General features: G+C 61.1%; 17 protein-coding genes and 1 tRNA gene. 15 read left to right on the top strand and 3 right to left on the bottom strand.

All coding sequences use genetic code 11. The features are described 5' to 3' along the window. Window positions 1–19: 19 nt before the first annotated feature. Window positions 20–1249, bottom strand: coding sequence for a pyridoxal phosphate-dependent aminotransferase (locus JOE60_RS13145; protein WP_167263557.1), 1230 nt, complete (start codon window positions 1247–1249; stop codon window positions 20–22). A gap of 255 nt (window positions 1250–1504) precedes the next feature. Here JOE60_RS13145 and JOE60_RS13140 point away from each other — a divergent pair. From JOE60_RS13140 to rplL, 9 genes are all read left to right on the top strand, one after another. After that, a tRNA-Trp gene (locus tag JOE60_RS13140) sits at window positions 1505–1577 on the top strand. 80 nt (window positions 1578–1657) lie between these two features. Next, a complete protein-coding gene (secE, locus tag JOE60_RS13135; protein WP_167263555.1) occupies window positions 1658–1939 on the top strand; it encodes a preprotein translocase subunit SecE in 282 nt (93 codons plus the stop codon). A gap of 103 nt (window positions 1940–2042) precedes the next feature. Beyond that, the gene (gene nusG / locus JOE60_RS13130; RefSeq protein WP_167263553.1) at window positions 2043–2909 is read left to right on the top strand and encodes a transcription termination/antitermination protein NusG; all 867 of its coding nucleotides are present in this window, start codon (window positions 2043–2045) and stop codon (window positions 2907–2909) included. Window positions 2910–3039: 130 nt separating this feature from the next. Next, entirely contained in the window at window positions 3040–3471 is a 432-nt protein-coding gene (gene rplK / locus JOE60_RS13125; RefSeq protein ID WP_011775609.1) for a 50S ribosomal protein L11, read from the top strand. Between the two features lie 129 nt (window positions 3472–3600). Further along, window positions 3601–4308, top strand: coding sequence for a 50S ribosomal protein L1 (gene rplA, locus JOE60_RS13120; RefSeq protein ID WP_167263551.1), 708 nt, complete (start codon window positions 3601–3603; stop codon window positions 4306–4308). 118 nt (window positions 4309–4426) lie between these two features. After that, window positions 4427–5527, top strand: a complete 1101-nt coding sequence (locus JOE60_RS13115; RefSeq protein ID WP_167263549.1) for a GNAT family N-acetyltransferase — start codon at window positions 4427–4429, stop codon at window positions 5525–5527. Further along, window positions 5506–6672: a GNAT family N-acetyltransferase gene (locus JOE60_RS13110; protein ID WP_167263547.1), complete on the top strand. Its 1167-nt coding sequence runs from the start codon at window positions 5506–5508 to the stop codon at window positions 6670–6672. The genes JOE60_RS13115 and JOE60_RS13110 overlap by 22 nt, the downstream gene beginning before the upstream one ends. 299 nt (window positions 6673–6971) lie before the next feature. Next, complete coding sequence (rplJ, locus tag JOE60_RS13105; protein WP_062073190.1) at window positions 6972–7565, top strand: 50S ribosomal protein L10; 594 nt, start codon at window positions 6972–6974, stop codon at window positions 7563–7565. A 76-nt stretch (window positions 7566–7641) separates the two neighbouring features. Then, complete coding sequence (rplL, locus tag JOE60_RS13100) at window positions 7642–8019, top strand: 50S ribosomal protein L7/L12 (protein ID WP_011775604.1); 378 nt, start codon at window positions 7642–7644, stop codon at window positions 8017–8019. 91 nt (window positions 8020–8110) lie between these two features. On the opposite strand, the gene JOE60_RS13095 is transcribed toward rplL, so the two are convergent. Next, window positions 8111–8608 (bottom strand): aminoacyl-tRNA deacylase, encoded by a 498-nt coding sequence (locus JOE60_RS13095; protein WP_420851395.1) that lies wholly within the window; start codon window positions 8606–8608, stop codon window positions 8111–8113. A gap of 11 nt (window positions 8609–8619) precedes the next feature. Then, complete coding sequence (locus tag JOE60_RS13090) at window positions 8620–9819, bottom strand: acetyl-CoA C-acetyltransferase (RefSeq protein ID WP_167263543.1); 1200 nt, start codon at window positions 9817–9819, stop codon at window positions 8620–8622. 340 nt (window positions 9820–10159) lie between these two features. Here JOE60_RS13090 and rpoB point away from each other — a divergent pair, with 340 nt between their 5' ends. The 6 genes from rpoB to tuf all read left to right on the top strand — a co-directional run bounded on the left by rpoB (window position 10160) and on the right by tuf (window position 22480). Then, window positions 10160–13666, top strand: coding sequence for a DNA-directed RNA polymerase subunit beta (gene rpoB / locus JOE60_RS13085; RefSeq protein WP_024817596.1), 3507 nt, complete (start codon window positions 10160–10162; stop codon window positions 13664–13666). Window positions 13667–13769: 103 nt separating this feature from the next. Beyond that, window positions 13770–17669, top strand: coding sequence for a DNA-directed RNA polymerase subunit beta' (locus tag JOE60_RS13080; RefSeq protein WP_167263541.1), 3900 nt, complete (start codon window positions 13770–13772; stop codon window positions 17667–17669). 358 nt (window positions 17670–18027) lie between these two features. Next, a complete protein-coding gene (gene rpsL, locus JOE60_RS13075; RefSeq protein WP_009358312.1) occupies window positions 18028–18402 on the top strand; it encodes a 30S ribosomal protein S12 in 375 nt (124 codons plus the stop codon). A gap of 1 nt (window position 18403) precedes the next feature. Then, a complete protein-coding gene (rpsG, locus tag JOE60_RS13070; protein ID WP_167263539.1) occupies window positions 18404–18874 on the top strand; it encodes a 30S ribosomal protein S7 in 471 nt (156 codons plus the stop codon). Window positions 18875–18943: 69 nt separating this feature from the next. Continuing rightward, on the top strand, window positions 18944–21058 hold the full coding sequence (fusA, locus tag JOE60_RS13065; protein WP_167263537.1) for an elongation factor G: 2115 nt from the start codon (window positions 18944–18946) through the stop codon (window positions 21056–21058). 231 nt (window positions 21059–21289) lie between these two features. Beyond that, on the top strand, window positions 21290–22480 hold the full coding sequence (gene tuf / locus JOE60_RS13060; RefSeq protein WP_167263535.1) for an elongation factor Tu: 1191 nt from the start codon (window positions 21290–21292) through the stop codon (window positions 22478–22480). Window positions 22481–22587 lie beyond the last annotated feature (107 nt).

Genomic DNA, 22587 nt, shown 5'->3' with positions numbered 1-22587 from the left:
CGTTGGTGTTGGCGGGTTGCTACTTGGCTTTGCCCAGGAACTCCTGGATGCGGCGTACACCCTCGGCGAGGTCGTCATCACCCAGTGCGTAGCTGAGGCGGACGTAACCGGAGGGACCGAATGCCTCGCCCGGAACCACGGCAACTTCAACCTCGTCCAGGATCAGGGTGGCAAGTTCAGCCGAAGTCTGCGGCCGGACAGGACCGTTGGAGGTCTCAAATTCCTTGCCCAGCAGGCCGCGAACGTCCGCGTAGACGTAGAAGGCGCCGGTCGGCGTCGGGCATTCAACGCCTTCGATCGCGTTGAGGCCGGCCACGATCGCCTTGCGGCGGCGGTCGAAGGCCACCTTCATCTCGTCGACGGCGGTCAGCGGTCCCGTGAGGGCAGCGGCAGCGGCGATCTGCATGATGTTGGAGACGTTCGACGTCGCGTGCGACTGCAGGTTGGTTGCCGCCTTGATGACGTCGGCAGGGCCGATCATCCATCCCACACGCCAACCGGTCATGGCGTAGGTCTTGGCTACGCCGTTGAGGATGACCACTTTGTCGCCCAGTTCCGGAGCAGCCGTGGCGATGGAAGTGAACTCCACGCCGTCGTAGGTCAGGTGCTCGTAGATCTCATCGGTAACAACCCAGAGTCCCTTGGAGGCAGCCCATTTGCCGATCTCCGCTACCTGCTCGGGGCTGTAGACGGCGCCGGTGGGGTTGGACGGGGAGACGAACAACAGGATTTTGGTCCTGTCCGTCACTGCGGCTTCAAGCTGCTCCACAGTGACCAGGTAGCCCTGCTCCGGACCGGCGAACACCTCAACCGGCACGCCTCCGGCAAGGCGGATGGCCTCCGGATAGGTGGTCCAGAACGGGGTGGGAATGATGACTTCGTCGCCCGGGTCCACCAAGGTTGCGAACGTGTTGTACACGGCCTGCTTGCCACCGTTGGTCACCAGGACCTGGGAGGGATCAACCTTGTAGCCGGAATCGCGGAGCGTCTTGTCCGCAATGGCCTTCTTCAGTTCAGGAAGGCCGCCCGCGGGGGAGTAGCGGTGGTACTTCGGCTGGCTTGCGGCCTCAATGGCGGCCTGCACGATGTAGTCGGGGGTTGGGAAATCGGGCTCGCCGGCACCGAATCCGATCACGGGGCGACCCGCGGCCTTCAGTGCCTTGGCCTTGGCATCAACGGCAAGGGTGGCGGACTCGGCAATGGCGGAGATTCGCTGTGAAATGCGGGCGGCAGTTGTTCCGGCAGACATCTATGGACCGTTCTTCGCAGGCAGCTCGTGGGCTGGATGATGGGATTCGACGTAAACTACCTTATGCTGTTCTGCGGAGCTCCCGGGTGACTGCTTGGCTTTGTGACTGATAATGCCTGTCACATGCTTGGAAAGGCCCCGAAAAGCCCGCAAATGAGCCGGTTCGACTATCGCGAAGTTCTTGCGTAGACTGGTTCACCGGTGTTGAAAAGCACCACAGGCTGAAGTGCGGCCTGAAACATGGATCTAATCCATAGGGTAGTGGCGCAATTGGTAGCGCAGCGGTCTCCAAAACCGCAGGTTGCAGGTTCGAGTCCTGTCTGCCCTGCGCAAGCTGTTCCGGCGGAAACGCCGGAACACGCGCAGCAACCATGGCTCTGATCAGAGTCGGGTCAACAACTTTGCAAGGTGAGTGAGGACCAGGTGACCGAAACAGCTGCCAGCAGCTCAAAGGGCCGTCCCGCCAAGAAAGCCGATCGCGGCTTCTTCGCCCGTATTGCACTCTTCGTCCGCCAGGTCATTGGCGAACTGAAGAAGGTTGTTGCCCCTACCCGCAAGGAACTGATCAATTACACGCTCGTGGTGCTGGTGTTCGTAGCCATCATGATGGTCATCGTCAGCCTGCTGGACATCGCCTTCGGGACTGGTGCCAGCTGGGTCTTCGGTGGGTCAGGCATCACGGACCGCTAAGCGGATCTGTCCGCAAACTGTGTCAATTCCTTGGGATTGACGGGGTTTGCGGAATTGAGCCATTTAAATAGGCATGTTAGGCAATGAGGAAGCAGGAGACCAAGTGTCTGAGCAGGAGCTCGAGGTAAACGGGACTGAGCTGGAAGAGCCCGCTGAAAGCACGGAAGATTCCGCAGTCGAGGCTGCGGAAGAGTCCGAGGCTGATTTCACTGCGCCCGAATCTGCCGACGCCGTCGATTCCGAAGAGGCTTTCGAGGCTGACGTTGACGACGAGTCCGACGACGCGTCCGGCGATGTTGCAGACGAGGACGAAGCTGCGGAGGATTCCGACGGCGACGCCCTGGCTGCCGCTGCTGCTGCAGCCCCCGTGGATCCCGCTGAGGAGTTCAAGGGCAAGCTGCGCCGCCAGGAGGGTGACTGGTACGTCATCCACTCCTACGCCGGTTACGAGAACCGCGTGAAGGCCAACCTTGAGACCCGCATCCAGACCCTGGACATGGAAGATTACATCTTCGAAATCCAGGTGCCCATGGAAGAGGTCGTCGAGATCAAGAACGCGCAGCGCAAGGTTATCAACCGCGTGCGCATTCCCGGCTACGTCCTGGTCCGCATGGACCTGACCGACGCTTCCTGGGGCGCCGTCCGCCACACTCCCGGTGTCACCGGCTTCGTGGGCAACGCCCACAACCCGGTTCCGCTGCGCCTGGATGAGGTCTTCTCCATGCTTGCCCCGGTCTTCGAAGAAGAGCAGGCAGAGCAGGGCAAGCCGGTCAACAAACAGAACCAGGCTCCTGTTGCTGTCGACTTCGAGGTCGGCGAATCGGTCATCGTCAAGGAAGGTCCCTTCGAGACCCTCCCGGCAACGATCTCCGAGATCAAGCCCGAGTCCCAGACCCTTGTGGTTTTGGTCTCGATCTTCGAGCGCGAAACCCCCGTGACGCTCGCATTCAACCAGGTCACCAAGATCTAGCTGATTCCAAAATTTCGCTTCATGCCTGCCCGCTTAGCAGGCCTGAAGCGGCCGGTCGCCTCGCCATGGCGGCCAAAAACCTGGGACGCGCTCCTGTGCCCCAGGAAGCTATTGAGAGAAGGACCCTACATTGGCTCCCAAGAAGAAGGTCACCGGCCTCATCAAGCTGCAGATCCAGGCAGGTGCCGCTAACCCGGCTCCGCCGATCGGTCCTGCGCTTGGCCAGCACGGTGTCAACATCATGGAATTCTGCAAGGCGTACAACGCTGCAACGGAATCCCAGCGCGGAAACGTTATCCCGGTTGAAATCACGGTTTACGAGGACCGTTCCTTCACCTTCATCACCAAGACCCCGCCGGCTGCAGAGCTCATCAAAAAGGCTGCAGGCGTCGCCAAGGGTTCGGCTACCCCGCACACCGTCAAGGTCGCCAAGCTGACCCAGGCACAGGTTGAAGAGATTGCTTCCACCAAGATGGAAGACCTCAACGCCAACGACATCAAGGCTGCTGCCCTGATCATCGCCGGCACCGCCCGTTCCATGGGCATCACGGTAGAGGGCTGATCCCAGCTTTCACCCGCCAGGCAACTGGCATTTGAACATTGAAATGTCGGCGGATCCTTGCCGGATCCCCGACTGTGGCAGGGCCCCGCGCGGTCCGCAGACCACAACTGCACAAGGAGAATAAGCAGCATGGCAAAGCGCAGCAAAGCATATGAGGCAGCCGTAGCCAAGATCGAGGCAGGCAAGGTTTACGCCCCGGTTGAGGCCATCACCCTCGCGAAGGACACCAACCCTTCCAAGTTCGACGCAACCGTTGAGGTAGCTTTCCGTTTGGGCGTTGACCCGCGTAAGGCTGACCAGATGGTTCGTGGCACCGTCAACCTGCCCCACGGCACCGGTAAGACCGCCCGCGTCCTCGTTTTCGCAACGGGCGACAAGGCTGAGGCAGCAATCGCTGCCGGCGCCGACTTCGTTGGTTCCGATGACCTGATCGAAAAGATCGCAGCCGGCTGGACCGACTTCGACGCCGCAGTGGCAACCCCTGACCTCATGGGCAAGGTTGGCCGCCTCGGTAAGGTACTGGGCCCGCGTAACCTCATGCCGAACCCGAAGACCGGCACGGTTACCCCGGATGTCACCAAGGCTGTCAACGACATCAAGGGTGGCAAGATCGACTTCCGCGTCGACAAGCACTCCAACCTGCACTTCATCATCGGCAAGGTTTCCTTCGACGCCAACAAGCTGGCCGAGAACTACGCAGCCGCTCTGGAAGAAGTTCTTCGTTTGAAGCCGTCCGCTTCCAAGGGCCGCTACATCCAGAAGGCAACCCTTGCCACCACGTTCGGTCCCGGCATCACCGTTGACCCCAACGTCACCAAGGTCCTCACCGACGCGTAAGCTTCGGGAGCACTGGCTCTGAAGGAACCGTCCGGCTTGCGCCGGGCGGTTCCTTTTTTGTGTGCCGGTGTGGGCGTGGATCTGTTCCCACCATGCCGTCAGCCGTAGGCTGTGGTGCGTGGCGACGTCGGACTTTTCCAGCCCCGGTGGGCTGTCCTTGGACCCTATCCAGGTTCCCGGGACCCACGGGATGATGCCCCGGGAGTTCCTGATCTTCCATGAGCTGACGGTTTCCCGTGAACTGGAACTCTGGGGCACTACGGACCGTTGTGCCACGCTCGCCGAAGCCGCAGGCTTCTGGAGGGGCAACGGATATGAGGAACGCAGGGTCTTCCTGGCGCGAAGCGGCGGAAAAGTTGTCGGCTTTGGGACCCTCACGTTGCCCCTGAGTGAGAATACGACGACGGCGGGCGTGGACGTGTTTGTCAGCAGGGGTTCACGGCGCCGCGGCTGGGGGACGGCGATCCTCTCCGCGCTGGAGCAGCTGGCGTCCCACAACGGACGAACGTCCTTTGACGCCTACACCAGTGGGCCGCATGAATCCGCGGGCTCGGGCCTGTTGGAGGCCGCATCGGGTGCGGGCGGTGTGCCCCTTGACTCTCCCTTCACCCGGTTCGCGTTGCATCACGGGTATTCGCTGGAACAGGTGGAGACCAACAGCATGCTCGGCATCCCGGTCCCGGAAGAACTGCTGCAGCGGCTTGAGGCGGAGTGCATCCTTCTTACCCAGGGCTACAGTGCGGTGACGTGGGAACGGCGTTGCCCCGGGGAACTGGTGGACGCTTTTGCCCGGCTCAAGAGCCTCATGAGCACCGAAGTGCCGATTGCCGGCCTGGGCTGGGAGGGGGAGTACTGGGATGCGGCCCGTGTCCGGGAGGAAGAGAACACCTGGCAGGACAGTGGCGTGGACTCGCTGGTGGCGGCAGTCCGTCATCATGCCACCGGTGAATTGGCCGCCTACACAGTATTGACACACCGCGCAGCGGTACCGGCAATCATCTATCAGGAAGACACGCTGGTGGCGCCTGGACACCGTGGCCACCGCTTGGGGATGGCGGTGAAGATCGCCAACCTGCGCCGGGCCGGGGAAGTGTGGCCGGAGGCCGCGGCTGTGTTGACATGGAATGCCAATGAAAACCAGCATATGCTGGCCATAAATATCGCCCTGGGGTTCAAATCTTCCGGTTTTGACGGCGAATGGCAGAAACGGGTGGGATGACTGCTGACGAGACCAAGGCCGTGCACGTTGAGCAGTTGTGGGTTCCTGACACACTGGACAGCCCGGACGCTACTGATTTCCTGGACGCCGTGGAAGTGGGGCGCAAGGTCCGTATGGAGACGTGGGGGAGCGACGACCTCGCGTACACGCCCTTGGAGAAGCTCCTGGAACTCGCCGATCCCTACGAGCGCCAGATCATTCTGGTAGCCAAGGTCGATAGTGAGATCGTGGGAACGGTGGACATCGCCCTTCCGCTGGCGGACAACATGGACCTGGCCGAATTCACGCTGGATATCCTCCCCGAGTTCCAGCGCCAGGGAGTAGGACGTCAACTGCTTGAAGCAGCGGAGCAACTTGCCCGGGCCGAGGGACGCACCATGGTGTTGGTGGACACGAACCATCCCGCCACGTCACTGACCGAGATTCCCGAGGATCAGCTGATCCCCGGCAGCGGTGCCGGCTTTGTCCCGGTCAGCAGCCGGGAAGTGGATTTCGCCAAGCGGGCGGGTTACACCCTCCAGCACATCGAGCAGTTCAGTTCATGCAACCTGCCACTCGAGTCCAAACTGGCCGCAACCCTCCAGCTCGAAGCCGAAGAGGCCAACGGCGGACGCTACGCTCTGCATCACTGGACGGACCGCTGCCCCGAGGGTTGGCTTGAGGCTGTTGCTGCGCTGGAAAATGCCGCCGGTGAGGTGGTCCGCGAGGACGGCGATGAAGCACCCGAGGTTGAAGCCAGTGGCATGGTGTTCGATTCCTCTGTGCTGCGCGGAACCGAGGACGCAGCAATGGCGCAGGGCCGGCGGACGGTGGTTACCGCCGTCGAGCATCTGGAGAGCGGCCGGATAGTGGGGCTGACCACCATCAGCGTCCTGGCGCATCGCCAGGACGTGGTGTTCCAGGACGACACCTTGGTCCTCCAGGAGCATCGGGGCAACAAGCTGGGGCTGTTGATCAAGGTGGCCAACATGGAAAGACTCAGCGAGCAGTTCCCTGACGCGCGGGTGATCTATACCTGGAATGCTCCCGAAAACCGGTACCTCCTGACAGTGAACAAGCAATTGGGCTTCACCACTGCCGGTGTCACCGGGTTGTGGCAAAAGGAACTTCCACGCAGGGATCCCGGGACCACCCTGGCGGAGTAGAGGCGTCGATTTGGTTTGCTGGGGGCTGTCCCGTAACCTTGAAGTACCAAAGACCGTCGGTTGATGGGAATCCACTCTTTCGAGCAGAGCTCAAAACTGCAGCCATGCCGTGAGATCACAGTGAATTCCCTGACGAAGGACCCTGAACATAGGGCGGCCGGCGCAGGTGAACGAAGCAAGTCTCCGCAGATTTAGTCTGTGTTGAGCCAAGCCCCGTGCATCTGCGCGGGGCGTTTTTAGTTTTTAGCTCTTGTGAGCGGGGACCCGGAAGACCGGCTTTTATCCCCGGAAGGAGGGTTATGACAACGCCTAGCAAGGTCTCCGCTGTTGCAGAGATCACCAACGATTTCAAGGAATCGAACGCGGCTGTCCTGACCGAATACCGCGGGCTCACTGTTGCACAGCTCAAGGAACTGCGTGTTGCGCTCGGCCAGGACACCAAGTTCTCGGTCGTCAAGAACACCCTGAGCGCCATTGCAGCCAAGGAAGCTGGTGTTGAAGCATTCAACGATCAGCTTGCCGGCCCTACTGCAATCGCCTTCATCAAGGGTGACGCTGTTGCTGCTGCAAAGAGCCTGACGGACTTTGCCAAGGCCAACAAGCAGCTGGTCATCAAGACCGGCGTCTTCGAAGGCAAGGCATTGGACGCAGCAGGAGTTGCCGCACTGGCAGCCCTCGAGTCCCGCGAACTGCAGCTCGCACGTGTTGCTGGTGTCCTCAAGGCTCCCGCTTCCGCTGCTGCACGCATCATCGACGCTCTGCGCCTCAAGCTTGAAGAAGAGGGCGGCGCATCTGCACCGGCCGCTGAAGAAGCTCCGGCCGCTGAAGAGGCTGCTGCTGAAGAGGTTGCGGCTCCGGCCGAAGCCGCTGAAGCTGCAACCGAAGAGAACTAAGTTCTCCCCCCAATCAAACTCCGGTGCACGGAGCGGATCAGTCCGGACCTGCACCAACTAATGGAAGGACGCCACCATGGCGAAGCTCAGCAACGAAGAGCTCATTGAAGCTTTCAAGGAACTGACCATCATCGAGCTCTCCGAGTTCGTCAAGCTCTTCGAAGAGACCTTCGAAGTTACGGCTGCTGCTGTTGCAGTTGCTGGCCCCGCTGCCGGCGGTGCTGCTGAAGCTGCTGAAGAGAAGACCGAATTCGACGTCGTTCTCGAAGCTGCTGGCGACAAGAAGATCGCAGTGATCAAGGAAGTTCGCGCCATCACCTCCCTCGGCCTCAAGGAAGCCAAGGACCTGGTTGACAGCGCTCCCAAGGCTGTTCTCGAAGGCGCCACCAAGGAAGCTGCCGAGAAGGCAAAGGCTCAGCTCGAAGAAGCCGGCGCAACGGTTACCCTCAAGTAACTCGTTTTGCTTGTGGAAGCCCCGTCCGGTTTACCGGGCGGGGCTTCCTGCGTTTAACGCATCAACGTTTCATGGAACCCAAGTATGCTGCTTAGTTGGGTTCGCTGATGTCCGCAACCACTGCGCCGAGTGCCGCCGTGAGGGCGTCGGCGTCCATAAACGCGCTGCGTCCGTGTGCCCCGGCGCCCATGGAGATCCGCCGCCCGGCAATGGAGGCATCGGCGTAGACCGGCCAGGCCGTGGTGCTTCCCAGGGGAGTGATGGTGCCTCGTTCGTAGCCCGTGGCGGCAAGTGCCACATCAGCATGGGGGAGCGAGAGCTTGTTGACCCCCACCAGCGCGCGCAGCTTGGGCCACGAGATCTGCCGATCGCCGGGAATCAGGGCGAACAGGAAGCTGCCATCCCTGTGCTTGACCACCAGCGACTTCACGATCTCCGCCGGGGTGATCCCCAGAATTGCGGCGGCCTCTTCGAGGCTTCCGGCAGGCGCGCGTTCGACGACGTCAACGTCCAACCCGCGCGCGGCGGCATCGGCCAGAAACCTCGAGGCCCCGTCTTCTGTGTCCGTCGCCATTCCGTCCGCCGTCATGTCGTCCTCCATCAGTCGCGGTAGAGAAGCAGGGCTTCGCCTTGGCCGCCGCCCCCGCACAAGGAGACGGCCGCTTTCCCGGTTCCCCTGCGTTTGAGCTCGTGCGCAGCGTGCAACGCGAGCCTGGCGCCGGACGCACCGATCGGGTGACCCAGTGCGATCGCACCACCGTGGATATTGCACTTTTCCAACGGGTAGTTGAGTTCTTTCAGCGACTGCACGGCAACGGAGCCAAAGGCCTCGTTGATCTCGATGAAGTCCAGGTCCTCCGCGGTCCAGCCGGCCCGCCCGAGTGCTTGCGAAATGGCATTGGACGGCTGTGAATGCAGGGAATTGTCCGGTCCTGCCACTTGTCCAGGCTTTCCCACCACGGCCAGGTATTCCAGTCCGTTGTCCCGGGCGAACCGGCGGCTGGACAGCACCAGTGCGGAGGCGCCGTCGGAAAGCGGCGAGGAGTTCCCGGCAGTGATGGTGCCGTCGGTGGCGAAGGCAGGTTTGAGCGGTGCAAGAGCCTCTGTGGTGGTCCCGGAACGGACGCCTTCATCGGTGGTGACCTCCAACGGGGCCCCCTTGCGTTGTTTGACACTGACCGGGGCTATCTCGACGTCGAAGATTCCGTCCGCGATCGCCGCGGCAGCCCGCTGGTGGGAAGCGGCGGCCACTTCGTCCTGGGACATCCGGTCTATGCCGAGAGTGACGTTCTTTGTCTCCGTGGAAAGGCCCATTGACTGGCCGTCAAAGGCGTCGGTGAGGCCATCATGCGCAGCGACGTCCAAGGCCTGGACAGCCCCATAGGTCCAGCCCTGGCGGGACCCGGGGAGGAGGTGCGGTGCCCGGGTCATGGACTCCTGGCCGCCGGCCACCACCACGGTGGCCTCGCCGCTCCGGATCAGGCGGGCGGCATCGATCACCGCTGTCAGGCCGGACAGGCATACCTTGTTGATGGTCACCGCAGGGATGTTCCAACCAAGTCCGGCTGCGATGGCGCTTTGGCGGGCTGGGTTCTGCCCGGCGCCGGCCTGGAGCACCTGGCCCATGATCACGGTATCCACCTGCTCGGCCCTTGCGCCGCTCGCGGCCAGAGCTGCGGCGATGGCATGTGCGCCGAGATCGACGGCGGTGAAGCCCGCCAATTGCCCGTTGAGGCGTCCCTGTGGGGTGCGGGCAGCGGCAAGGATGACAACATCATTGTCGTCAGCTGAGTAGGTCATGGTCTCTCTTCCGATCAGGCGATGGTCAAGCTAGGCTATCGCGGCGAAGGGTGCCTGCGGCAACGGTGCTTGCAATCACGGACAATCTGGGGTAGACAGGAAGGCTGCTTTACCGTATTGTAGATATTTGCGTCTTCCCTGTTAACCTTCAGCCTTCATATAGCGGTGGGCTTTACCTCTCAGCTGCGCCATTGACGTGCCGTTCCTACAACGTGCACAACCATGGGCAGGCTGGGTCCGGGTCATATAGCGGAACCGGAATAAGTATGCTGCGGAGCACTCCGCAGGATGCAAACGGGGGAGATCTGAAAACGCCTGAAGGTCTGTGGAAGGATCCCTCTTGGTCGCCTCGAGCACCTCTAATAACGAAACCGCTAACACGGCAAGCACCGATGGTGCCACCCGCCGCCTCTCATTCGCAAAGATTCACGAACCTTTGGATGTTCCGAATCTTCTCGCCCTGCAGACAGACAGCTTTGACTGGCTGGTCGGAAACGAACGCTGGCAGGCGCGGGTAGCGAAGGCTGTCGAGGAGGGCGACCTCAGCGTCGCCACCACCTCCGGACTTGCCGACATCTTCGAAGAGATCTCCCCAATCGAGGACTTCCAGGGCACCATGTCCCTGAGCTTCTCCGAGCCGGAGTTCGCTGACCCGAAGTACACCATGGCCGAATGCAAAGACCGTGACGCCACTTACTCGGCACCGCTGTATGTCAAGGCCGAGTTCATGAACAACAACACGGGCGAAATCAAGCAGCAGACCGTGTTCATGGGCGACTTCCCCCTCATGACTGAAAAGGGAACGTTCGTCGTCAACGGCACCGAGCGTGTGGTTGTCTCCCAGCTGGTCCGTTCACCGGGCGCCTACTTCGAGCGCACCGCGGACAAGACCAGTGACAAGGACATCTTCACCGCGAAGATCATCCCGTCCCGTGGTGCATGGTTCGAACTCGAAATCGACAAGCGCGACCAGGTCGGCGTTCGCCTCGACCGCAAGCGCAAGCAGTCGGTCACGGTTCTCCTGAAGGCCCTCGGTTGGACCGAAGGCCAGATCCTGGAAGAGTTCGGCCAGTACGACTCCATGCGCGCAACGCTGGAGAAGGACGCCACCGAAACCCGCGAAGACGCGCTTCTGGACATCTACCGCAAGCTGCGTCCGGGCGAGCCGCCCACAGTCGAGGCTGCCCAGTCCCTGCTGGACAACCTGTACTTCAACGCCAAGCGCTACGATCTGGCCAAGGTTGGCCGTTACAAGATCAACCGCAAGCTCGGCATCGATCGCTCCCTTGGTGACAAGGAAGCGTCGGTCCTGCACGTTGAAGACATCGTTGCCATGATCAAGTACCTCGTTGCGCTTCACGCCGGCGAGAAGAACCTCATGGGCAAGCGCGATGGCGAAGACCACGAACTGCGCGTGGACGTCGACGACATCGACCACTTCGGCAACCGTCGCATCCGCGCCGTCGGCGAATTGATCGAGAACCAGGTCCGCACCGGCCTGTCCCGCATGGAGCGCGTTGTTCGCGAACGCATGACCACGCAGGACGTCGAGGCAATCACGCCGCAGACACTGATCAACATCCGTCCGGTTGTTGCAGCCATCAAGGAGTTCTTCGGAACCTCCCAGCTGTCACAGTTCATGGACCAGAACAACCCGTTGTCGGGTCTTACCCACAAGCGCCGCCTGTCGGCGCTTGGCCCGGGTGGTCTGTCCCGTGACCGTGCAGGCATGGAAGTCCGTGACGTTCACCCGTCCCACTACGGACGTATGTGCCCCATCGAAACTCCTGAAGGCCCGAACATTGGCCTGATCGGTTCGTTGGCTTCCTACGGCCGCATCAACCCGTTCGGCTTCATCGAGACGCCGTACCGGTTGGTCTCCGAGGGCGTCGTTTCGGACGAGGTCGAGTACCTCACTGCCGATGACGAAGCAGAGGTCCTGATTGCACAGGCCAACGCTCCGCTGGATGCAGACAAGAAGTTCTCGGAAGAGACCGTTCTTGTCCGTGCCCGTGGTGGTGGAGGCGAGCCCGTCCTGGTTCCCGCTGCAGACGTTCAGTTCATGGACGTTTCCCCGCGCCAGATGGTTTCCGTGGCAACAGCCCTGATTCCGTTCCTCGAGCACGACGACGCCAACCGCGCACTCATGGGTGCCAACATGCAGCGTCAGGCCGTGCCCCTGGTCCGTTCCGAGGCTCCTTTCGTGGGTACCGGCATGGAACGCGCAGCAGCTGTCGACGCCGGTGACGTTGTCATCGCGAAGAAGGCAGGTGTGGTCACCGAGGTTTCCGCCGAGCTGGTTGTCATGATCAACGACGACGGCACCGAGACCAACTACCGCATCAACAAGTTCGCCCGTTCCAACCAGGGCAACTGCTACAACCACCGTGTCCTGGTCAACGAAGGCCAGCGCCTGGAAGTTGGCGGCATCATCGCTGACGGTCCCGCAACGGACCAGGGTGAACTCGCCCTCGGTAAGAACCTGCTCGTGGCATTCATGTCATGGGAAGGCCACAACTTCGAGGACGCCATCATCCTGTCCCAGCGCATTGTTGCTGAGGATGTTCTTTCCTCCATCCACATTGAGGAGCACGAAATTGATGCCCGCGACACCAAGCTTGGTGCCGAGGAAATCACTCGTGACATCCCCAACGTGTCCGAGGAAGTCCTGGCAGGCCTGGACGAGCGCGGCATCATCCACATTGGTGCCGAGGTTGAAGCCGGCGACATCCTGGTTGGCAAGGTCACCCCCAAGGGTGAAACCGAGTTGACCCCGGAAGAGCGCCTGCTGCGCGCCATCTTCGGTGAGAAGTCCCGGGAAGTGCGCGACACCTCCCTGAAGGTGCCCCACGGCGAGTCCGGTACGGTCATCGGCGTGCGCGTCTTCGACCGCGACAACGACGACGAACTGCCCCCGGGCGTGAACCAGCTGGTCCGCGTCTACGTTGCAGCCAAGCGTAAGATCACCGACGGCGACAAGCTCGCCGGCCGTCACGGCAACAAGGGTGTTATCTCCAAGATCCTTCCGATCGAGGATATGCCCTTCCTTGCAGACGGCACTCCGGTGGACATCGTCCTGAACCCGCTTGGTGTTCCGGGCCGAATGAACGTTGGACAGGTCCTGGAAACCCACCTCGGTTGGGTTGCCAAGACCGGTTGGAAGATCGAAGGCGAGCCGGAGTGGGTCAAGAACCTGCCCAACCTGCCCCGTGAAACCGGCCAGACCACTGTTGCCACCCCGGTGTTCGATGGCGCCCGTGAAGAAGAAATCACCGGCTTGCTTGACTCCACCAACGTGACCCGTGATGGCGACCGCCTGATCGATTCCTCCGGCAAGACCCGTCTGTTCGACGGCCGCTCCGGCGAGCCGTTCCCGGACCCGATCTCCGTCGGTTACATGTACATCCTGAAGCTCCACCACTTGGTGGACGACAAGATCCACGCGCGCTCCACCGGCCCGTACTCCATGATCACGCAGCAGCCGCTGGGTGGTAAGGCACAGTTCGGTGGCCAGCGCTTCGGTGAAATGGAAGTGTGGGCGCTCGAAGCTTACGGTGCCGCTTACACCCTTCAGGAACTCCTCACGATCAAGTCGGATGACATCCATGGTCGCGTGAAGGTCTACGAAGCCATTGTCAAGGGCGAGAACATCCCTGAGCCTGGCGTTCCCGAGTCCTTCAAGGTCTTGATCAAGGAAATGCAGTCGTTGTGCCTGAACGTGGAAGTTCTTTCCACGGACGGAACCACGATCGAAATGCGTGACTCTGATGACGCAGTCTTCACGGCTGCGGAAGAACTGGGCATCGATCTGTCTCGTGCAGAGCCCAGTTCCGTAGAAGAGGTCTAGCAGCTGTTCCGGCGGGCAGCCTCAACACCTGTCCGTCGGAACAGCTCCCTCTTCCCGTAACCAAGACTTCAGAATTTAGAGAACAAGAGAGAACAGGGACCATATGTCCAGCGAATCCTCCTTCGGCCTCATGCAGATCGGCCTCGCCACCGCGGAAGACATCCGCGGATGGTCTTACGGTGAGGTCAAGAAGCCGGAAACCATCAACTACCGCACGCTCAAGCCTGAGAAGGACGGCCTCTTCTGCGAGAAGATCTTCGGACCGTCCCGCGACTGGGAGTGCTACTGCGGTAAGTACAAGCGCGTGCGCTTCAAGGGCATCATTTGCGAGCGTTGTGGCGTTGAAGTCACACGCGCCAAGGTGCGCCGTGAGCGCATGGGCCACATTGAGCTGGCCGCGCCTGTAACCCACATCTGGTACTTCAAGGGCGTTCCTTCGCGCTTGGGCTACCTTTTGGACCTGGCACCGAAGGACCTTGAGAAGGTCATTTACTTCGCTGCCTACATGATCACCAGCGTTGACACCGAAAGCCGTCACGCCGAATTGCCGAACCTCCAGGTCGAGCACGACCTCGAGAAGAAGCAGATGATCGACAACCGCGACAGCGACATCGCCACGATCGCCCGCGACCTTGAGGACGAGCTTGCCCGTCTTGAAGGCGAAGGCGCCAAGGCTGCCGACAAGAAGAAGGCCCGCGACTCTGCCGACCGCCAGATGGCGAACGTCCGCAAGCGTGCCGACGCCGACATCGAGCGCCTTGAGCAGGTCTGGGACCGCTTCAAGAACCTCAAGGTCGCTGACCTTGAAGGTGACGAAGGCCTGTACCGCGAACTCCGCGACCGTTACGGCCTGTACTTCGAAGGCTCCATGGGTGCCGAGGCAATCAAGAAGCGCCTTGAGACCTTCGACATGCAGGCAGAGGCCGAGTCCCTCCGCGACACCATCCAGAACGGCAAGGGCCAGCGCAAGACGCGTGCACTCAAGCGCCTGAAGGTTGTCAACGCTTTCCTGACGACCAACAACAGCCCGCTTGGCATGGTCCTCGACGCCGTACCGGTGATCCCGCCGGAACTGCGTCCGATGGTTCAGTTGGACGGTGGCCGCTTCGCGACCTCCGACCTCAACGACCTCTACCGCCGTGTGATCAACCGCAACAACCGACTCAAGCGCCTGCTTGACCTCGGTGCTCCGGAGATCATTGTCAACAACGAGAAGCGCATGCTTCAGGAAGCTGTTGACAGCCTCTTCGACAACGGTCGTCGTGGCCGTCCGGTAACGGGTCCGGGCAACCGTCCGCTGAAGTCCCTGAGCGACATGCTCAAGGGCAAGCAGGGTCGTTTCCGCCAGAACCTCCTTGGCAAGCGCGTTGACTACTCCGGCCGTTCGGTCATTGTTGTCGGCCCGCAGCTGAAGCTGCACCAGTGTGGTCTGCCCAAGCAGATGGCCCTGGAGCTCTTCAAGCCGTTCGTGATGAAGCGCCTGGTTGACCTCAACCACGCGCAGAACATCAAGTCGGCAAAGCGTATGGTCGAGCGTTACCGTCCGCAGGTTTGGGACGTGCTGGAAGAGATCATCACCGAACACCCGGTGCTGCTCAACCGTGCACCTACCCTGCACCGCCTCGGCATCCAGGCCTTCGAACCGCAGCTTGTGGAAGGCAAGGCAATCCAGCTTCACCCGCTGGTTTGTGGCGCCTTCAACGCTGACTTCGACGGCGACCAGATGGCAGTCCACCTGCCGCTGAGCCCGGAGGCCCAGGCCGAAGCACGCATCCTGATGCTGTCCTCGAACAACATCCTGAAGCCCTCCGACGGCCGTCCGGTGACCCTTCCTTCGCAGGATATGATCATCGGCCTGTACCACCTGACCACCAAGCGCGTTGGCTCTGCCGGCGAAGGCCGCATCTTCTCCTCGGTGTCCGAGGCCATCATGGCTTACGACGCCCGCGATCTGCACCTGAACTCACAGGTCAAGATCCGTCTGGATGACTTTGTGCCGTACGCAGGGTGGGAAGCTCCGGAAGGTTGGGAGCCCGGTCAGCCGGCTCTCGTTGAAACCTCGCTGGGCCAGGTCATCTTCAACCAGACGCTGCCTGAGGATTACCCGTGGGTTGAGGCTGTTGCGGACAAGGGCGAACTGTCCCGGATCGTCAACGACCTCGCGGAGCGTTACCCGAAGGTTGTCACTGCGGCAACGCTGGACAACCTCAAGGACGCCGGCTTCTACTGGGCCACCCGCTCGGGTGTCACGGTTGCCATCTCCGACATCGAGGTGCCTACTTCCAAGCCTGCCATCCTGGCCGGTTACGAGAACATGGCTGCCAAGATCCAGGGCCAGTACGACAAGGGCCTGATCGACGACGACGAGCGTCGCCAGGAACTGATCGAAATCTGGAACAAGGCCACCAACGAAATCGCCCAGGCGATGCGTGACAGCCTGTCCCCGATGAACACCATCAACCGCATGGTGTCCTCCGGTGCACGTGGTAACTGGATGCAGGTCCGCCAGATCGCGGGTATCCGTGGTCTTGTGGCCAACCCGAAGGGTGAGATCATCCCTCGCCCCATCAAGTCCTCCTACCGCGAGGGCCTGTCGGTGCTGGAATACTTCATCGCCACGCACGGTGCCCGTAAGGGTCTGGCCGATACCGCTCTCCGTACCGCCAACTCGGGTTACCTGACCCGTCGTCTGGTGGACGTTTCGCAGGACGTCATTGTCCGCGAAGAGGACTGCGGTACCGAGCGCGGTCTGGTAACCCCGATCGCCGTGCCGGATTCCAACGGTGAGCTCGTCATGGACGAGAACGTCGAGAACAGCGCCTACGCACGTACGCTCGCCGTGGACGTCGTCGACGCCCAGGGCAACGTCCTGGCTGCCGGCGGCACCGACTGCGGCGACGTCGTCATTGACCAGCTGTTGGCTGCAGGGATCACCGAGGTCAAGGTCCGCTCCGTACTCACGTGTGAGTCCAAGGTGGGAACCTGTGCGCTCTGCTACGGCCGTTCGCTGGCCACTGGCAAGACCGTGGACATCGGCGAGGCCGTGGGCATCATTGCCGCACAGTCCATCGGTGAGCCGGGTACACAGCTGACCATGCGTACGTTCCACACCGGTGGTGCTGTTTCCGCCGGCGGTGGCGACGACATCACCCAGGGTCTGCCCCGTATCCAGGAGCTCTTCGAAGCCCGTACTCCGAAGGGTGTCGCACCGATTGCTGAAGCAGCCGGCCGCATCACCATCGAAGAGTCCGAGCGCCAGATGCGCCTGGTCATCACTCCGGACGATGGTTCCGAAGAGATTGCCTACCCGGTGCTCCGCCGTTCACGCCTGCTCATCGAAGATGGCGATCACGTGAGCGTCGGCCAGAAGCTGATCAACGGTCCGGTGGACCCCAAGCAGGTTCTCCGCATCATGGGTCCGCGTGCTGCACAGAAGTTCCTCGTGGACGAAGTACAGGGTGTGTACCGCAGCCAGGGTATTGGTATCCACGACAAGCACGTCGAGGTTATTGTCCGCCAGATGCTGCGTCGCGTTACCGTCATCGAGTCCGGCGACTCCGACCTGCTCCCCGGTGAGCTTGCAGAGCGCGCCCGCTTCGAGGACGAGAACCGCCGCGTCGTGTCCGAGGGCAAGGCACCGGCATCCGGTCGTCCGGAACTCATGGGTATCACCAAGGCTTCCTTGGCTACCGAGTCTTGGCTGTCGGCTGCTTCCTTCCAGGAGACAACCCGCGTCCTGACGCAGGCTGCCATGGAAGGCAAGAGCGATCCTCTGCTCGGCCTCAAGGAAAACGTCATCATCGGTAAGCTCATCCCGGCTGGTACGGGCCTGCCCCGCTACACAGAGGTCACTGTGGAGCCGACGGAAGAAGCAAAGGCAAGCCTGTTCACGGGCCCCAGCGCTTTCACCGACTTCTCCTATGACGCCCTGGGTGGCGACGGCGCTCCCGAGTTCCACGCCATCCCGTTGGATGACTACGATCTCGGCAACGACTTCCGCTAAATGGAATAGTCACCTTCACGAGTGAAGGGTGAAGGCCTCCTGTCCGCAAGGGCAGGGGGCCTTCACCCGTTTGGACGCCATACACCCGATTAAGGCGTCAGATCAAGCCGTGCTAGACTTTTGGGTAATTGTTCTGTGTGGCAGTGGATGAAGGCCGCCGCAGCATCATTTTGGTTTTGTTCTCATGGTGCTGGGTGGAGCCTGTTTCCGGGTTGCGGGCAACATGCGCAGCGAATGCCGCACTTTTGCACGCCTACCGGAGTTTCGGCCGGCTGCACGAGCAACGCCAAAGTTCCCACGTTTACAACGGCTGGCGCCGATGTGTGGGGGCAGAGATCAAACAACGGAGAACACGAAAGTGCCTACGATTAACCAGCTGGTCCGCAAGGGCCGCACGCCGAAGGTCTCCAAGACCAAGGCTCCCGCGCTGAAGGGCAGCCCGATGCGCCGCGGTGTTTGCACCCGCGTTTACACCACCACCCCCAAGAAGCCGAACTCGGCTCTCCGTAAGGTGGCACGTGTGCGTCTCAACGGTGGCGTGGAAGTTACCGCTTACATCCCCGGCGTTGGCCACAACCTCCAGGAGCACTCCATCGTGCTCGTTCGTGGTGGTCGTGTGAAGGACCTCCCGGGTGTCCGCTACAAGATCGTCCGCGGCGCGCTCGACACCCAGGGTGTCAAGAACCGCAAGCAGGCCCGCAGCCGTTACGGCGCAAAGATGGAGAAGAAGTAATATGCCTCGCAAGGGTCCGGCCCCGAAGCGGCCGCTAGTTTCCGATCCCGTTTACGGCTCCCCGTTGGTCACTCAGCTGATCAACAAGGTTCTGGTTGACGGCAAGAAGTCCACCGCAGAGCGCATCGTTTACGGTGCACTTGAAGGTGCACGCGCCAAGTCCGGCGGCGACCCCGTTGCCGCTCTCAAGAAGGCCATGGACAACGTCAAGCCTGCTCTTGAGGTTCGTTCACGCCGTGTTGGTGGCGCAACCTACCAGGTTCCGGTTGAGGTCAAGCCGGGCCGCTCCACCGCCCTCGCTCTGCGTTGGCTCGTGGGCTACTCCAAGGCCCGCCGTGAGAAGACCATGACCGAGCGTCTCCAGAACGAAATCCTGGATGCCTCCAACGGTCTTGGTGCCGCTGTGAAGCGTCGCGAAGACACCCACAAGATGGCCGAGTCCAACAAGGCCTTCGCACACTACCGCTGGTAAAACTTCCCGGACGCCGCCGGCTCAGCTGAGTCGGCGGCGGACGTGTAGTCCATCCGAAAGGGAGACCCCGTGGCACAGGACGTGCTTACCGACCTTAACAAGGTCCGCAACATCGGCATCATGGCCCACATTGATGCCGGCAAGACCACCACTACCGAGCGCATCCTGTTCTACACGGGTGTGAACCACAAGATCGGCGAAACGCACGACGGCGCTTCGACGACTGACTGGATGGAACAGGAAAAGGAACGCGGCATTACCATCACGTCTGCCGCCGTGACTTGCTTCTGGAACCAGAACCAGATCAACATCATCGACACCCCGGGCCACGTGGACTTCACGGTTGAGGTTGAGCGCTCCCTGCGCGTCCTCGACGGTGCAGTTGCAGTGTTCGACGGCAAGGAAGGCGTGGAGCCGCAGTCCGAGACTGTTTGGCGCCAGGCTGACAAGTACAACGTCCCGCGTATCTGCTTCGTCAACAAGATGGACAAGCTGGGCGCAGACTTCTACTTCACCGTGGACACCATCATCTCCCGCCTTGGTGCCAAGCCGCTGGTCATGCAGCTGCCCATCGGCGCCGAGAACGACTTCATCGGTGTTGTTGACCTCCTTGAAATGCGCGCCCTGGTTTGGCCTGGCGACGCAAAGGGTGACGTCACCATGGGTGCTTCCTACGAAGTGCAGGAAATTCCTGCGGACCTCCAGGCCAAGGCCGAAGAGTACCGCGCACAGCTCGTTGAGACTGTGGCTGAAGCTTCCGAAGAACTCATGGAGAAGTACCTCGAAGGTGAAGAACTCACCCTCGAGGAAATCAAGGCCGGCATCCGCAAGATGACCATCAACTCCGAGCTCTACCCCGTGTTCTGTGGCTCTGCCTTCAAGAACCGCGGCGTTCAGCCGATGCTTGATGCTGTTGTGGACTTCCTGCCGAACCCGCTCGACGTCCCCCCGATGATCGGTCACGATCCTCGCGACGAAGAGAAGGAACTCACCCGTAAGCCTTCTGCAGACGAGCCGTTCTCGGCCCTCGCCTTCAAGATTGCTGCGCACCCGTTCTTCGGTCAGCTCACCTTCGTCCGCGTGTACTCCGGTCACGTTGAAGCAGGTGCCCAGGTGGTCAACTCCACCAAGGGCAAGAAGGAGCGCATCGGCAAGCTGTTCCAGATGCACGCCAACAAGGAAATGCCTGTTGAGGGCGCTACCGCCGGCCACATCTACGCAGCCATCGGTCTGAAGGACACCACCACGGGTGACACCCTGTGTGATTCCAGCAACCAGATCGTCCTCGAGTCCATGAGCTTCCCGGAGCCCGTGATCTCGGTTGCCATCGAGCCCAACACCAAGGGTGACCAGGAGAAGCTCTCCACGGCCATCCAGAAGCTCTCCGCTGAGGACCCGACCTTCCAGGTCTCCCTCAACGAAGACACGGGCCAGACCATCATCGCCGGCATGGGCGAGCTCCACCTGGACATCCTGGTGGACCGCATGCGCCGCGAATTCAAGGTCGAAGCCAACGTTGGCAAGCCGCAGGTTGCTTACCGCGAAACCATCAAGCGCGCCGTCGAGCGCCTTGACTACACGCACAAGAAGCAGACCGGTGGTTCGGGTCAGTTCGCAAAGATCCAGATCGCGATCGAGCCCATGGACACCGCTTCAGGCGAGCTGTACGCGTTCGAGAACAAGGTCACTGGTGGCCGCGTTCCCCGCGAGTACATTCCGTCCGTTGACGCCGGTATCCAGGATGCACTGAACGACGGCGTCCTGGCCGGTTACCCGGTTGTTGGTATCAAGGCCACGCTGATTGATGGCGCGTCCCACGATGTTGACTCCTCGGAAATGGCGTTCAAGATCGCCGGACGTATGGCTTTCAAGGAAGCTGCACGCAAGGCGAACCCTGTTCTGCTCGAACCGCTCATGGATGTTGAGGTCCGCACACCTGAGGAATACATGGGTGATGTTATTGGTGACCTGAACGCCCGCCGCGGCCAGATGCAGTCCATGGAGGACGCAGCAGGCGTGAAGGTTATTCGTGCACACGTTCCGCTGTCCGGCATGTTCGGCTACATCGGTGACCTGCGCTCCAAGACCCAGGGTCGCGCTGTGTACTCCATGACGTTCAACAGCTACGCGGAGGTCCCGAAGGCAGTAGCCGACGAGATCATCCAGAAAACCCGCGGCGAGTAATCTCCCGGTAACGGATGCAATTCCGGTCCCGGGAAGGCATCTAAGCGCTTGAGGCGGGGCTGCGGCGAGAGTCGCAGCCCGGTCCCCGCGCAAACAGGTTCCAGGAACTAAGATTGGTTCCTGAATCTGCAATTTCACCAAAACCAAGCCCCCAAGTAGACTTGCTAAAGTTTCTGCCGCGAAAAGCGCGGCCGAGGAGCACTTCACTTGAAATCGTTCTAGGAGGAACCTGTGGCAAAGGCAAAGTTCGAGCGGACTAAGCCGCACGTCAACATCGGCACCATTGGTCACGTTGACCACGGTAAGACGACGCTGACTGCCGCCATTTCCAAGGTACTGTACGACCAGTACCCGGATCTCAACGAGCAGCGCGACTTCGCGTCGATCGACTCCGCTCCGGAAGAGCGCCAGCGCGGTATTACCATCAACATCTCCCACGTGGAGTACCAGACCGAAAAGCGCCACTACGCACACGTAGACGCCCCTGGTCACGCTGACTACATCAAGAACATGATCACCGGTGCTGCCCAGATGGACGGCGCAATCCTCGTGGTTGCTGCAACCGATGGTCCGATGGCTCAGACCCGCGAGCACGTTCTGCTTGCCCGCCAGGTTGGTGTTCCCTACCTGCTGGTCGCGCTGAACAAGTCCGACATGGTTGATGACGAAGAACTCCTCGACCTCGTCGAAATGGAAGTTCGTGAGCTCCTGAGCTCGCAGGGCTTCGATGGCGATGAGGCTCCGGTTGTTCGCGTTTCCGGTCTCAAGGCTCTGGAAGGCGACCCGGTTTGGGTCAAGTCCGTCCAGGACCTGATGGCAGCAGTCGACGAGTCCGTTCCGGACCCCGTACGTGACCGCGACAAGCCGTTCCTGATGCCGATCGAAGACGTCTTCACGATCACCGGCCGTGGCACCGTTGTTACGGGCCGCGCCGAGCGTGGAACCCTCGCCATCAACTCCGAGGTCGAGATCGTTGGCATCCGCCCGGTCCAGAAGACCACGGTTACCGGTATCGAGATGTTCCACAAGCAGCTCGACGAAGCATGGGCCGGCGAGAACTGTGGCCTCCTGCTCCGCGGTCTCAAGCGCGACGATGTCGAGCGTGGCCAGGTTGTCGTCAAGCCGGGTTCCATCACCCCGCACACCGACTTCGAGGCCAACGTCTACATCCTGTCCAAGGACGAAGGCGGACGTCACAACCCGTTCTACTCCAACTACCGCCCGCAGTTCTACTTCCGTACCACGGACGTAACCGGCGTTATCACCCTGCCCGAAGGCACGGAAATGGTTATGCCTGGCGACAACACTGAGATGACCGTTGCGCTCATCCAGCCCATCGCCATGGAAGAGGGCCTCGGCTTCGCTATCCGCGAAGGCGGCCGCACCGTTGGTTCGGGACGTGTCACCAGCATCATCAAGTAGTCACTGCTTGTAGATGCTTGGCTGTCCGGGATAACCGGTAGTTATGCGAAAGAGAAACCCCGTCGCTTCTGCGATGGGGTTTCTCTTTGGTATCGTTACTCTATCGA

The sequence above is a fragment of the Paenarthrobacter ilicis genome, assembly GCF_016907545.1.
Classification (GTDB): domain Bacteria; phylum Actinomycetota; class Actinomycetes; order Actinomycetales; family Micrococcaceae; genus Arthrobacter; species Arthrobacter ilicis.
This window is presented reverse-complemented; position numbering and strand designations above follow the sequence as displayed.